The organism is Microbacterium galbinum (assembly GCF_023101185.1).
GTDB lineage: Bacteria > Actinomycetota > Actinomycetes > Actinomycetales > Microbacteriaceae > Microbacterium > Microbacterium galbinum.
Genome location: NZ_CP078077.1, coordinates 2,314,323 through 2,328,624, shown reverse-complemented (window position 1 = coordinate 2,328,624; position 14,302 = coordinate 2,314,323). Strand labels below are relative to the sequence as shown.

At 69.7% G+C, this 14,302-nt stretch carries 11 protein-coding genes; 8 read left to right on the top strand and 3 right to left on the bottom strand.

All coding sequences use genetic code 11. From position 1 onward, the window contains the following. Window positions 1-137 precede the first annotated feature (137 nt). The 4 genes from KV396_RS11270 (at window position 138) to KV396_RS11255 (ending at window position 5,297) form a co-directional block, all read left to right on the top strand. Window positions 138-1,784 carry a thiamine pyrophosphate-binding protein gene (locus KV396_RS11270; RefSeq protein WP_247955770.1) on the top strand — a complete coding sequence of 549 codons (1,647 nt, stop codon included), beginning with the start codon at window positions 138-140 and terminating at the stop codon, window positions 1,782-1,784. A 68-nt stretch (window positions 1,785-1,852) separates the two neighbouring features. Next, window positions 1,853-2,719 (top strand): PhzF family phenazine biosynthesis protein, encoded by an 867-nt coding sequence (locus KV396_RS11265; protein ID WP_247955769.1) that lies wholly within the window; start codon window positions 1,853-1,855, stop codon window positions 2,717-2,719. Between the two features lie 341 nt (window positions 2,720-3,060). Next, entirely contained in the window at window positions 3,061-4,800 is a 1,740-nt protein-coding gene (locus KV396_RS11260; RefSeq protein ID WP_247955768.1) for an HNH endonuclease signature motif containing protein, read from the top strand. A 101-nt stretch (window positions 4,801-4,901) separates the two neighbouring features. After that, entirely contained in the window at window positions 4,902-5,297 is a 396-nt protein-coding gene (locus KV396_RS11255; RefSeq protein ID WP_247955767.1) for a VOC family protein, read from the top strand. 32 nt (window positions 5,298-5,329) lie between these two features. On the opposite strand, the gene KV396_RS11250 is transcribed toward KV396_RS11255, so the two are convergent. From KV396_RS11250 to KV396_RS11240, 3 genes are all read right to left on the bottom strand, one after another. Next, entirely contained in the window at window positions 5,330-5,710 is a 381-nt protein-coding gene (locus KV396_RS11250; protein WP_247623096.1) for a VOC family protein, read from the bottom strand. 113 nt (window positions 5,711-5,823) lie between these two features. Continuing rightward, window positions 5,824-7,701, bottom strand: a complete 1,878-nt coding sequence (locus tag KV396_RS11245; RefSeq protein WP_247957587.1) for an FAD-dependent monooxygenase — start codon at window positions 7,699-7,701, stop codon at window positions 5,824-5,826. A gap of 118 nt (window positions 7,702-7,819) precedes the next feature. Continuing rightward, complete coding sequence (locus KV396_RS11240; protein ID WP_247632688.1) at window positions 7,820-9,199, bottom strand: MFS transporter; 1,380 nt, start codon at window positions 9,197-9,199, stop codon at window positions 7,820-7,822. Window positions 9,200-9,341: 142 nt separating this feature from the next. Between KV396_RS11240 and KV396_RS11235 the strand changes: the two genes are divergently transcribed. Genes KV396_RS11235 through hpaD form a run of 4 tightly spaced genes read left to right on the top strand, consistent with a single transcriptional unit; the run spans window position 9,342 to window position 14,297 of the window. Further along, the gene (locus KV396_RS11235; protein ID WP_247955766.1) at window positions 9,342-10,916 is read left to right on the top strand and encodes a fumarylacetoacetate hydrolase family protein; all 1,575 of its coding nucleotides are present in this window, start codon (window positions 9,342-9,344) and stop codon (window positions 10,914-10,916) included. Continuing rightward, the gene (locus tag KV396_RS11230) at window positions 10,913-11,596 is read left to right on the top strand and encodes a GntR family transcriptional regulator (RefSeq protein WP_247955765.1); all 684 of its coding nucleotides are present in this window, start codon (window positions 10,913-10,915) and stop codon (window positions 11,594-11,596) included. Before KV396_RS11235 ends, KV396_RS11230 begins: the two co-directional genes overlap by 4 nt. After that, complete coding sequence (gene hpaE, locus KV396_RS11225; protein WP_247955764.1) at window positions 11,593-13,089, top strand: 5-carboxymethyl-2-hydroxymuconate semialdehyde dehydrogenase; 1,497 nt, start codon at window positions 11,593-11,595, stop codon at window positions 13,087-13,089. The genes KV396_RS11230 and hpaE overlap by 4 nt, the downstream gene beginning before the upstream one ends. A 41-nt stretch (window positions 13,090-13,130) precedes the next feature. Next, window positions 13,131-14,297, top strand: a complete 1,167-nt coding sequence (gene hpaD, locus KV396_RS11220) for a 3,4-dihydroxyphenylacetate 2,3-dioxygenase (protein WP_247955763.1) — start codon at window positions 13,131-13,133, stop codon at window positions 14,295-14,297. Window positions 14,298-14,302: the final 5 nt, after the last annotated feature.

Genomic DNA, 14,302 nt, shown 5'->3' with positions numbered 1-14,302 from the left:
ATCGCGGCGATAGACTGACCACGTCCGGACGCCCTGCGACCGGTGCCTGAAAAAGAGGCACGAAGCACTCCTCGCCGACGCGGGTGCGAGACACATACGGAACCTCGTTCTCCGTCCCTGTCTCGAAAGGCTTCGCCATGCCCTCCGTCTCCGCGCACGTCGCGCTCACCCTCGCCCAGCACATCGACGCCGTCTTCGGGGTGATGGGAAACGGCAACGCCTACTTCCTCGACGCGATCGAGACGCAGACGGATGCCGTCTTCACCGCCGTACGCCACGAACAGGGTGCCGTGGTCGCCGCCGACGCGCACTTCCGCGCCTCGGGCCGGATCGCCGCGGGCACCTCCACCTACGGCGCCGGATTCACGAACACGCTCACGGCGCTGGCGGAGGCGGTGCAGGCGCACGTGCCGCTCGTGCTCGTGGTCGGCGACGAGCCGACGTCCGGACCGCGTCCGTGGGACGTCGACCAGATCGCCCTCGCCTCGGCGGTCGGTGCGCGCACCTATACCGTCGGCCGCGCCGACGCGGCGGCGACGACCGTCATCGCGATCGAGCACGCCCTCACCTACCGCGTACCCGTCGTGCTGGCGATTCCCTATGACGTCGCGGCGCGGGAGGCCGGCCCCGTCCCGCCGGCCCCGGAGCCGCGGGTGCCGGCAGCGCTGGCACCGAGCGGGGAGTTCGCCGAGGGGATGCTCGACGAGATCGCCGCCGCCCTGGCCGCCGCCGAGCGGCCGTTCCTGTTGGCCGGCCGCGGCGCCTGGTTGTCGGGAGCGAGCACGGCGCTGGGCGAGCTCGCAGCGTCCACCGGCGCGCTCACGGCATCCACCGCCCTCGGCCGCGGAGTCTTCCCCGACACTCGTTTCGACCTGGGCGTCACGGGCGGTTTCGGGGCCGAGGGGGCGATGGAGCTGATCCGCGAGGCCGATGTCGCCGTCGTGTTCGGCGCGGGACTGAACCAGTTCACGATGCGCTTCGGCGCGCTGTTCGCGCCCGGCACGAAGGTGTTCCAGATCGACATCGCCCCGGCGGCCACGCACGCCCACGTCGGTGGCTTCGTCCGGGCCGACGCACGTCTCGCGGCCGAGGCGCTGGTGGAGCGGGTGACGGGTTCGATCGGTGCGCCGTGGCGTGAGAGCGTCGACGTCGCCGCCGCACGGGCGTACGACCACGGCGACGATCTCGCCCCCGACGGGCGTCTCGACCCCCGCTCCGCGGCCCGGCGCATCGCCGCGCTGCTGCCCGAGGACCGCGTGGTGGTCTCGGACGGCGGGCATTTCATCGGCTGGGCGAACATGTACTGGCCGGTCGCCGCGCCCGACCGGATGATGATGATCGGCACGGCCTTCCAGTCGATCGGGCAGGGCTGGCCGAGCGTCGTCGGTGCCGCTCTCGCCCGGCGCGAGGCCACCGTCGTGCTCACCTCGGGCGACGGCGGCGGACTCATGGCGATCGCCGATCTCGAGTCCGCGGTGCGCGCAGCCGCCGGCCGCGGGATGGCGGTGATCTGGAACGACGCCGCCTACGGTGCCGAGGTCAACCTGTACGGATTGAAGGGGCTCGCCGAGGCGCCGATGCGCATTCCCGAGGTCGACTTCGCCGCCTTCGCCGCAGCGGTCGGCGCCGAGGGCGTCGTCGTGCGCACGCTCGCGGATCTCGATCGCCTGGAATCGTGGGCTGCCGAAGATCCCGCGACCCGCCGCTTCCTGCTGCTCGACCTGCGCATCTCGGGTGAGGTGATCGCGCCGTACCAGCAGGAGATCATCCGCGTGAACTCGTAGGCGCGGCATCCGTTCGTTCCTGTCCGTTCGTTCCTGTCCGTTCGTTCCTGTCCGTTAGGCTCCGATCCATGCCCGAGAACCCCGAGATCCTGCGCTACAGCGCGTTCGCCGCGACACCCGACGGCGGCAACCCCGCGGGCGTCGTGCTCGACGCCGCAGGTCTCGACGACGAGCGGATGCTGCGGATCGCCGCCGACGTCGGATACTCCGAGACCGCCTTCGTCACGGAGCGTTCCGCGGTCGATGGGGTGCCGCATCACCGAGTGCGGTACTTCTCGCCGGGAGCTGAAGTGCCGTTCTGCGGTCACGCCACGGTGGCGACGGCGGTCGCCCTCGCCGAACGCGACGGGGCGGGAACGGTCGTGTTCGAGACCGCGGCGGGGCCGGTGGCCCTGGAGTCGGTGGCGGATGCCGCGGGCGCGATCACCGTGTCCTTCACGAGCGTCGAGCCGCAGGTGCGCGAGCTCGACCCGGCGGTGCGCGATCGCTTGCTGGACCTGCTGGGTCTCACCGTGGCCGACGTCGATCCGCGGTTCCCCGTGCAGGAGTCGTTCGCTGGCAACTGGCATCCGATCATCGTCGTCGCCGATCGGGAGCTGTTCCATCAGTTCCGCTTCCGTCCCGCCGACGTCGCCGATCTGATGCGCGCGCAGGGCTGGCTCGGAACGGTGACGGTGCTGCATGCACACGATTCGACCGCGTTCGAGGCTCGCAATCTCTTCCCGGTCGGACGCATCACCGAAGATCCGGCGACGGGATCCGCGGCGGCTTCGACCGGCGCGTATCTGCGGGAGCACGGATACGCGGGAGAGACGATTCGCATCCGCCAGGGCGCGCACGTCGGTCGGCCGAGTGAGTTGATCGTGACGATCCCGGAGTCCGGCGGCATCGTCGTGGCGGGCGGCGCCTTCCCGCGTCCCGCCGACGGTTCCTGAGCGGGCGCAGCGAGACGAAGGGCCGCACCTTGCGACTGGGTCCTGAGCCCGTCGAAGGGCCCTGCCCCGTGGGCGGCCGCAGTTCCTGAGCGAGCGCAGCGAGCCTCCCGGTTCCTGAGCGAGCGCAGCGAGACTCCCGGTTCCTGAGCGAGCGCAGCGAGACGAAGGGCCGCGGCCCTGTCGCTGCTGGGTCCCTGAGCTTGTCGAAGGGTCCCGCTCCGTGTGCACTCGTTCTACACCGCTGCCGTATTGTTCGGAGTTCTCCACCAAGCACGTCGATACTGGCGTTGGCCTGGGGTTTTCGTTTCGGAATGTCGGTGGCTACTGGTGGACTGGGGCGTATGAACAGCACCGCCGAGTTTCTGGATCGGGTCGCCGCCGACCTGGCCGCGGTGCTGCGCGCGGACGCGCTGGCGGGGTTGTCGGATGCGGAGAAGATGCAGGTGCTCCGGGCCGCGGGTGAGGTCGCCCGTCTCGTCGACGCCGTCGTGGTGGAGACGGTCGGATCGGTCGATCAACGCCCGGCGGGATCGGGCGAGTTGGCGTTCTGCGGTCGGTTCGGATGCCGGACGATGAACGAACTCGTCCAACGCGTACTCCGCACCGACGCGGCCGGGGCGGCACGGGTCGTGAAAGCCGGGAAGATCGTCCGACGGGACCTGGACTTCTCCTCCGGTGCGCTGCTTCCCGCCCGGTGGCCCGCTATGCGGGAAGCGCTGCTGGATGGGGCGGTCGGGGTCGCGGGGCTGCTCGCCGCGACCGGCCCCGTGGAGCAGGCGGGGCCGCGGATCGGTGCGGCGGACCGGTTGAGGGCGGATGTCGAGCTGGCGGAGTACGCGCGGGGGCTCATCGCTGTCGACGGCGCCGGGACATCGGATGCCGATGGGAACGCCGATGCCGAGCGTCGTCTCGAAGCGGGCCCGCCGGCCACGCCGGAAGACCTGAAGTTGTTGTCGCGGGTGATCGTGACCTACCTCGACCCGGACGGCGCGGAACCCGCGGAAGAGCGCGCGATGCGCGCCCGGGGGATCGTGCTCGGGCGGGTCAAGGACGGGGTGATCCCGATCCGCGGGTCCCTGCTGCCGGAGACGGCGGGGCAATTGCGACGCATCTGGGACGCGTACCTGAACCCGAAAGTCGACGGACCACCCATCCCCGAGGCACCGCAAGCTACTACGGAAACGGTCAGTGGGGTGCGGTTCGGCCCCGCCACCGACGAGGCAAGGCTCGACACGGATGAGCATGCACTGAACGGCGAGACGCACGGCCCTCTCGACGACACCCTCCGCCCTCTCGATGACCGTGTCTTCCCATACGACGACTCCCTCCGCCCTCTCGACGGTGCGGTCTTCCCGTCCGACGGTGTCCTGCCCTCGGGCGACCCCGGTGGGATGCTCGATGGCCGGTCCCGGGCGCAGAAGCAACACGATGCCCTCGCCGCCGCCCTCGGGATCGCCGCCCGACACGGCGACATGCCCTCCCTCGGCGGCGCCGCCCCGACCCTCGTCGTGTCGGTGACTGCGGAGGACTATGCGTCCGGCCGCGGGTGGGCGCACGTCGACGGCATCGACACCCCGGTGTCCCTCGCGACGGCCCGGCACACCGCGTGCGGCGGCAGCATCCAACGCGTCACCTCCGACCCCACCGGGCGAATCATCGGGATCGATTCGACCGACCGGGTGTTCACCGCCCACCAACGCCGGGCGATCACGCTCCGTGACCGCGAGTGCCTCATCCCGGGCTGTCACGTCCCCGCCGCCTGGTGTGAAATCCACCACGTCACAGAACACTCCCGCGGCGGACCCACCAGCACCGACAACGGAGTCACCCTCTGCTGGCACCACCACCGCACCCTCGACACCTCCGGCTGGGAGATACGCATGCAAAAAGGCACACCCCACATCCGCGGACCCGCCTGGTGGGACCCCCACCAGAAATGGCGAACACCCCGACCCGTACCCCGCACCACCACAGCTGCCAGCGCCACCGTCGCCACCGAGACCGAGACCGAGACCGCGAGCTCGACCGCGACCTCAAGAGCGCCAGCGATACACCGGACACGAATACCGATCCGCGCATGAACACGGTCGAGCAGAAGGGTGTTCGCGGTGAGGACCGTGTCCGTCGCCCTGCCCCTGCCCCTGCCCCTGCCCCTGCCCCTGCCCCTGCGAGAATCGATGCCATGCCCGGTCTCCACCACGTCGAAGTATGGGTCGCCGACCCCGATTCCGCTCGCCGCGACTGGGGATGGCTCCTCCCTCGGCTGGGTTTCTCGCTACAACAGGAATGGCCGGAGGGTCAGACCTGGGCTGCCGACAGCGGGCCGTACCTCACGATCACGACCCCACCGGGCGTCGACGATCGAGGCCATGACCGCCGTCGCCCGGGCGTCAACCACCTCGCCTTCCAGGGAGGCACCGCAACGGCCGTCGACGCGATCATGTCGCTCGCCTCGGAGAATGGCTGGCGCCCGCTGTACCACGAGCGCTACCCCCACGCGGGTGGCCCCGACCACTACGCCGGATGGGTGGAGAACGCCGCAGGCTTCAAGGTCGAGATCGTCGCGGAAGGAGTCTGACCGCGCCCCTCAGCCCCGCGCCACCCAAATCCTCAGCCCTGCGCGCCGTAGTCGGGCAGCTCCTGCAGCGTCCAGGTGTTGCCGTCCGGGTCGTCGAACGACACGAACCGCCCCCAGTCGAGATCCTCGACGCCGCGGGCATCGACCCCGAGGCCCCGCAGGTGGGCGAGAGCCTCGTCGGCATCCGGAACGACGACCTGGATCGAGTTCTGCTGACCCGGCTCGAGATCCAGACCCAGCCCGGTGCCGAACGCGATCGAGCACGCCGAGCCCGGCGGAGTCATCTGCACGAACCGCAGACCCTCGGTCGGGGTCTGGTCGTGGTCGGCGTTGAAGCCGATCTTCACGTAGAAGTCCTTCGCGCGGTCGACATCCGACACCGGCACGAAGATGAGTTCGATCTTCCAGTCCATCACGCCACTCCTCAGGTCACGGCGAGCGTCATCGCCCGTCCGCATCCACGGTAGGCCGCACCTCCGACATTCGCCAGATCAGACCCTGGAGCAGGCGGGAGACAATGTCAGCCTCACCGCGCCGGCAGCATCCCCTCAGCCAGGAACTCCGCCAGCTCCCGCACGCCCGCCTCATCCAACGGCAGGATCGCGGCGACGTACTGGTCGGGTCGCACCACCACGACGACACCGTCGCGCGACAGTCCCCGCTCGGCGAAGATGTCGACGTCGGTCCACTTGCTGGGCCCCGCCGCGTACACCTTCTCCCAGTCGACGAGACCGAGCGGCCCGGTCCGCGGCTGGAACAGCGCCGGCGTCGTCGTCACCTCGACGTCCTCGAAGGGCTGCTGATACACGGCCTTCACGTCGAACACGGCATCCGCGTCGGCATCCGCCGGGGTGAATCGCTCGAAGAGCGGTGCCGCAGCCTGCGCCCACGCAGCCAACTGTTCACCGGACGCGTCGCCGAAGGCGTAGACGCGCCACCGCCCGTCGGCGCGCGCGTGGTGTCCGAGGTGCACCACGTTCCCGTCGCCCACCCGCACGACCTCCGCGGATCGGAAACGCTTCCCGAGCGGGAAGCCGGTGGCCAGCCCCTGATGCGCATCCGACCCCGTGATCATCGATGCCGAGTACTGCGTCATGAACCCGGACGGGAATTCGGCCGTCGCGAGGTAGTAGGTCGCGAGCTCCTGCGGGTCCGAGATCTCCTCCGGCTTGCGCGCCATGAGGCTCGACCACTCGCGATCGAAGTCGATGAGCTGCTGCGCGACGGGCCGCCGCTCGGTGCCGTACGTCGCAAGCAGCGCCTCGGGCGCGCGGCCGGTGAGCACCGAACCGAGTTTCCACCCGAGGTTGAAGCCGTCCTGCATCGAGACGTTCATGCCCTGCCCGGCCTTGGCACTGTGCGTGTGGCAGGCGTCGCCGGTCAGGAACACCCGCGGCGAGCGCCCGGAATCCTCGGGGGCGTCGTCGAATCCGTCGGTCACGCGATGGCCGACCTCGTAGACGCTGTGCCACGCCACCTCGCGGACGTCGAGCGTGTACGGGTGCAGGATCGCGTTCGCCCGACGGATGATCTCCTCGATCGGGGTCTGCCGCACGCGGTGGTCGTCGTCGTCCGCGACCTCGCCGAGGTCGATGTACATGCGGCTGAGGTAGCCGCCCTCACGCGGGATGTGGAGGATGTTCCCGGCGCGCGAGTTGATCGCGCACTTGGTGCGCCAATCGGGGAAGTCGGTGTTCACCAGCACGTCCATGACGCCCCAGGCGTGCGCCGCGACGTCGCCCACATGGATGCGACCGATCGCCTCGCGCACGCGACTACGAGCACCGTCGCATCCGGCGACGTACTTCGCCCGGATGACCCGTTCCTCCCCCGTCCGCGCTCCCGCGACGTACCGCACGCGCACCTCGACCGGGTACTCGCCCTCGTCGTGCACGGTCAGCCCCTCGAATGCGACGCCGTAATCGGGCACGATGCGTGCGGGCCCGACGGCGGCCGCCTCGGCGAAGTAGTCGAGTACGCGCGCCTGGTTGACGATCAGGTGCGGGAACTCGCAGATGTCGTAGGCGTAATCGGCGGTGCGCGCCGTGCGCACGATGCCGGCGGCGTCATCAGGATCGGGCCCCCAGAAGTTCATCCAGCCGATGTTGTAGGCCTCGGCCGTGATGCGCTCGGCGAACCCGAACGCCTGGAAGGTCTCGACGCTGCGCGGCTGGATGCCGTCGGCCTGACCCAGCACGAGCCGTCCGTCGCGCCTCTCGATGATGCGGGTCGTCACGCCCGGGTACTGCGACATCTGCGCCGCGAGGAGCATTCCCGCCGGCCCCGAGCCGACGATGAGCACGTCGACCTCGTCGGGCAGGTCGTCGGGTCGCTCGATACCCGTGCCCGCGGCATCCTGCACGCGCGGGTCGCCGGAGACATAGCCGTGGTGGTGGAACTGCATCGTCGTCGATTCCTTCCGAACTTCTCTCATTGTGCGCGGCTTCTGCGCTCCCGTCGCACTTTTCCGTCGGCCCGGGCGCACCGGGCCGACGGAAACTGCGCGGGGACGGATCCGCGGTTCAGGCCCGGGCGAGTCCGTGGATCGGGCTCACGGCCTGCTCCTCCTCGTGATCCGGGCCGAGCGGAATGCCGGAACGGTCACGCAGCAGCAGCGTCGCGATGAGCCCGATCACGGTCATGCCGGCGAGGTACCAGGTGACGGCCTGCGTCGAACCGGTCGCCGCCACGATGGCCGTCGCGATGGTCGGAGCGAACGCGCCGCCGGCGATGGCACCGATCGCGTACGAGATCGAGACGCCCGAGAAGCGGATGCTGGCCGGGAACAGCTCCGTGTACAGCGCCGCCTGCGGGCCGTACGTGAAGCCGAGGCCGATCGTGAGGATCGCGAGGCCCGCGAAGACGAGACCGATCTCCCCGGTGTTCACGAGCGGGAACAGCGCGAACACGCCGCCGAGCTGCAGCACCCAACCGATGATGTAGGTCGTGCGGCGACCGATGCGGTCGCAGATCCAGCCCGCGACGAGCGTGCTGATCAGCCAGGTGACCGCTGAGCCTGCGACCGCCCACAGCACCGGACCGCGCTCGAGTCCGATCGGACCCTCGGGGTTGGTCGTGTATCCCTGGATGTAGCCGCCGGTGGTCATGTAGCCGACGGCGTTGTTGCCCGCGAACACGAGCGCGGCGATGATCACGAGCAGCGCGTGCTTGCGGAACAGCTGCACGATCGGCATCTTCGCCTTCTCCTTGCGCTCGGCGAGTTCGGCGAAGACCGGGCTCTCCTCGACGCGGCGACGCACGTAGTAGCCCACGAGGATCAGCACGACGCTGAGCAGGAACGGCACGCGCCAGCCCCACGCGAGGAACTGGTCGCCGGGCGCGATCACCGTCATGAGCGCCATGACACCCGATGCCAGCAGCAGACCGAGCGGAACGCCGATCTGCGGAGAGGCGCCGAAGATGCCGCGCTTGGCGCGCGGGGCGTGCTCGACGGCCATGAGCACCGCGCCGCCCCACTCGCCGCCGGCCGAGATGCCCTGCAGGATGCGCAGCAGAACGAGCAGCACCGGGGCGGTGATGCCGATCGTCTCGTAGGTCGGCAGCAGACCGATAAGTGCGGTCGCGAGGCCCATGAGGATGAGCGTCCACATGAGCACCGTCTTGCGTCCGAGCTTGTCGCCGTAGTGGCCGGCGAGGAACGCTCCGAGCGGTCGGAAGAGGAAGCTCACACCGACCGTGGCGAACGCGATCAGGGCGCTGTCGGCGCCGAGCGGCGCGAAGAACAGCTGCCCGAACACGAGCCCGACGGCCGTGGCGTAGATGAAGAAGTCGTACCACTCGACGGTGGTCCCGACCACCGTGGCGAAGACGACGCGGCGACGGTCGGCCGCCGTCGCGATGGTTCCGGTGGGTGTGAAACCCGCCTGTGACTGACCGCTCATGCGGTGTCTCCTTTGTTCGTGACTGCATTGTCACGGCGTGCATCCGAGTCTCGGTCGGAGGTGCTTGCCGGGGGTGGAAGCGATGATATATGATTTCGGATACGACGCACAAGGTGTCGGAAAATGCGCGAGGAGGCGCCCCGTGACGGATACCATCGCCCGCCCCGGCAAGATCATCGCGATCCATCTGAGCTACGCCTCCCGGGCCGATCAGCGCGGGCGTCGCCCCGCCGCCCCCTCGTACTTCTTCAAGCCGTCCAGTTCCGTCGGGGTCTCGGGCGGCACGGTCGAGCGTCCCGCGGGCACCGAGTTGCTCGCGTTCGAGGGAGAGATCGCGCTCGTCATCGGCACCCCCGCCCGGCGGGTAGCTCTGGCGGATGCCTGGACGCACGTCGCGTGGGTCACGGCGTCGAACGACCTCGGCCTCTACGACCTTCGAGCGAACGACAAGGGATCGAACGTGCGCTCGAAGGGCGGCGACGGCTACACACCCCTCGGGCCGCACCTCATCGACGCCCGCACGGTCGACCCGACGGCGCTGCGCGTGCGCGCCTGGGTCAACGGCGAACTCCGCCAGGACGACACGACGGCCGGGCTGATCTTCCCGCTCGCGCAGCTCGTCGCCGACCTGTCGCAGCACTTCACGCTCGAGCCCGGCGACGTGATCCTCACCGGCACTCCGGCCGGGTCATCCGTCATCGTCCCCGGCGACGTGGTCGAGATCGAGGTGGATGCTCCCAACGCTTCGGGCTCGCCCACCTCGGGCCGGCTCGTCACGACCGTCACGCAGGGCCACGTCGCCTTCGACGAGACGGTCGGGTCGCTCCCCGCGGTCGACGACCTGCAGCGCACCGAGGCCTGGGGCTCCGCCGAGGCCGCCGGTCTCGTGGCGGTCCCTTCGTCTCGTCGCGATGCTCCTCGCTCAGGAACCGAGGAGGGAAGGAACCCGGTTCCTGAGCGAGCGAAGCGAGACGATGGGCCCACGCTCTCCCCCGCCCTCCGCGCGAAGCTCCTCGAGGCCCCGACCGCCGGGCTCTCGGCCCAGCTGCGCAAGCGCGGCCATCACTCGTGCTTCATCGACGGCGTCACCGCGAACATCCCGGGCTCGAAGATCGTGGGCACCGCGAAGACGCTGCGCTTCGTTCCCTTCCGTGAAGACCTCTTCGCGAGCCACGGCGGCGGCTACAACGCCCAGAAGCGCGCGTTCGACGCCGTCGAGGAGGGCGAGGTCATCGTGATCGAGGCGCGCGGCGATGCAACCACCGGCACGCTCGGCGACATCCTCGCCCTGCGCGCCCGCACCCGAGGCGCGGCCGGCGTCGTCACCGACGGCGGCGTGCGCGACTTCGACCAGGTCGCAGAGATCGGCCTCCCCGTCTTCTCGCAGGGCGCGCACCCCTCGGTGCTCGGTCGCCGGCACGTGCCCTGGGAGATCGACGTCACGATCGCCTGCGGCGGGGCGACCGTGCAGCCCGGCGACATCGTCGTGGGCGATGGCGACGGCGTGATCGTGATCCCACCCGCCCTCGCCGAGGAGATCGCGAACGCCGCGATCGCCCAGGAGCACGAGGATGCGTGGATCGCGACGCAGGTCGAAGCGGGGCATCCGGTCGACGGCCTGTTCCCCCTGAACGCCGAATGGCGCGCCCGATACGAGGCAGAGACCGCCCCGCAGAACGAGACCGCCCCGCAGACCAAGACGGGCACGAACGCATGACGACCACCGCCGCCAGCAAGTCCGAGGTCGCGTACGAGTGGATCCGCTCGCGCATCACCGGGCACATGTTCAGTCCCGGCTACCGCCTGGTGCTCGGCTCGATCGCCGACGACCTGAAGATGAGCGTCGTGCCCGTGCGCGAGGCCATCCGCCGTCTCGAGGCCGAGGGACTCGTCACCTTCGAGCGCAACGTCGGCGCCCGGGTCACACTCGTCGACGAGAGCGAGTACGCCCACACGATGCAGACGCTGGGCATCGTCGAGGGGTCGGCGACCGCGCTCTCCGCCCCGCTGCTCGATGACGACGCCCTCGACGAGGCGGCCCGCATCAACGACCGTATGGCCCGGATGCTCGACCACCTCGACGCCCACGCCTTCACCGAGCTCAACCGCCAGTTCCACTCGGTGCTGTTCGAGCCGTGCCCCAACCCGCACCTGCTCGAGCTCGTGCACCGCGGGTGGTCACGGCTCTCGGGCATCCGCGATTCGACCTTCGCGTCGATCCCGGGCCGCGCCCAGCACTCCGTCGAGGAGCACACCGAGATCCTCGACCTCATCCGAGCGGGCGCCGATCCGCTCGAGATCGAACTCGCCGCCCGCAACCACCGCTGGCGCACGATGGACGCGTTCCTCGACGCACTGCACACCCGCACCGCCCCGACGACCGGAGACCAGTCATGACCGATCCGCGCATTCCCGCCGACCTGCCCGACCACATCCAGCACTACATCGACGGCGCCTTCGTCGACTCGGTCGACGGCGACACCTTCGACGTGCTCGACCCCGTGACGAACACGACCTACACGACGGCATCCGCGGGCAAGAAGGCCGACATCGACCGGGCCGTCGCCGCCGCCCGCCGCGCGTTCACCGAGGGCCCCTGGCCGCGGATGCTCCCCCGCGAGCGCTCCCGCGTGCTGCACCGCATCGCCGACATCGTCGAGTCGCGGGATGCCCGCCTCGCCGAACTGGAGTCGTATGACTCCGGCCTTCCGATCACGCAGGCGCTGGGCCAGGCCCGCCGCGCCGCTGAGAACTTCCGCTTCTTCGCCGACCTGATCGTCGCGCAGTCCGACGACGCGTTCAAGGTGCCCGGTCGCCAGATGAACTACGTCAACCGCAAGCCGATCGGCGTCGCGGGGCTCATCACCCCGTGGAACACGCCGTTCATGCTCGAGTCGTGGAAGCTCGGCCCGGCCCTCGCGACCGGCAACACGGTGGTGCTCAAGCCCGCCGAGTTCACGCCCCTGTCGGCGTCGCTGTGGGCCGGGATCTTCGAGGAGGCGGGCCTGCCGCGGGGCGTCTTCAATCTCGTCAACGGGCTCGGTGAGGATGCGGGTGACGCGCTGGTGAAGCATCCGGACGTGCCCCTCATCTCGTTCACCGGTGAGAGCCGCACCGGGCAGATCATCTTCGGCAACGCCGCCCCCTTCCTCAAGGGCCTGTCGATGGAGCTCGGCGGCAAGTCGCCCGCCGTGGTCTTCGCGGATGCCGATCTCGAGGCCGCGGTGGACGCGACGATCTTCGGCGTCTTCTCGCTCAACGGCGAGCGCTGCACGGCCGGCTCGCGGATCCTCGTCGAACGCGCGATCTACGAGGAGTTCGTCGAGCGCTATGCGGCGCAGGCGAAACGCGTGAAGGTCGGATACCCGCACGACCCGACGACGGAGGTGGGCGCACTCGTCCACCCCGAGCACTACGACAAGGTGATGAGCTACGTACGTGTAGGCAAGACCGAGGGCCGGCTCATCGCCGGCGGCGGGCGCCCCGAGGGCTTCGACGAGGGCAACTTCGTCGCCCCGACCGTCTTCGCCGATGTCGCCCCCGACGCCCGCATCTTCCAGGAGGAGATCTTCGGCCCCGTGGTCGCGATCACCCCGTTCGACTCCGACGACGAGGCGCTCGCGCTCGCGAACGACACGAAGTACGGCCTCGCCGCCTACATCTGGACGAACGATCTGAAGCGCGCCCACAACTTCGCGCAGTCGGTCGAGGCGGGCATGGTGTGGCTGAACAGCAACAACGTGCGCGACCTGCGCACCCCCTTCGGCGGCGTGAAGGCCTCGGGCCTCGGCCACGAGGGCGGCTACCGCTCGATCGACTTCTACACCGACCAGCAGAGCGTGCACATCACGCTCGGCGGCGCCCACAACCCCACCTTCGGCAAGAACTGACCCCCTCCTGTCACGCAGGAATCGACAGCAAGGACGCTGACATGACCGACAAGACGCAGAAGACGCTCACCTCCTCCGGCTACTACGTGTCGCAGGAGGCACCGATCCACTCCGACAACCCGGTCGCGACGCCGACCAGCACGCCGCCCGACATCCTGCGCTGCGCCTACATGGAACTCGTGGTCACCGACCTCGCCGCCTCACGTCAGTTCTACGTCGACGTGCTCGGGCTGTACGTGACCGCCGAGGACGACGATGCGATCTACCTGCGCTCGACCGAGGAGTTCATCCACCACAATCTCGTCCTGCGCCGGGGTCCGATCGCCGCCGTCGCCGCGTTCTCCTACCGGGTGCGCAGCGCGGAAGACCTCGACCGCGCCGTCGCCTTCTACACCGAGCTCGGCTGCGACGTGCGCCGCGAGCCGAACGGCTTCGTGCAGGGCATCGGCGACTCGGTGCGCGTGGTCGACCCGCTCGGCTTCCCCTACGAGTTCTTCTTCGAGACCACCCACGTCGAGCGCCTCTCGTGGCGCTACGACCTGCACACCCCGGGCGAGCTCGTGCGCCTCGACCACTTCAATCAGGTCACCCCCGACGTGCCCCGCGCGGTGCGCCATTACCAGGACCTCGGTTTCCGCGTCACGGAGGACATCCAGGACGACGAGGGCACCGTGTACGCCGCATGGATGCGCCGCAAGCCCACCGTGCACGACACCGCGGCGACCGGCGGAGACGGGCCCCGCATGCACCACGTCGCGTTCGCCACGCACGAGAAGCACAACATCCTCGCGATCTGCGACAAGCTCGGCGCGCTCCGCCGCTCCGACGCGATCGAGCGCGGCCCCGGCCGCCACGGCGTCTCGAACGCGTTCTACCTCTACCTGCGCGACCCCGACGGACACCGCGTCGAGATCTACACGCAGGACTACTACACGGGCGACCCCGACAACCCCGTCATCACGTGGGACGTGCACGACAACCAGCGCCGGGACTGGTGGGGCAACCCGGTCGTGCCCTCCTGGTACACCGAGGCGTCGCTCGTGCTCGACCTCGACGGCAACCCTCAGCCCGTCGTCGCCCGCACCGACTCCAGCGAGATGGCGGTCACGATCGGCGCCGACGGCTTCTCGTACACGCGGCCGGACGAGGGCGAGGCATCGATGCCCGAGTACAAGCAGGGCGAGTACAAGCTCGGCCACCAGCTGTAGGAGAT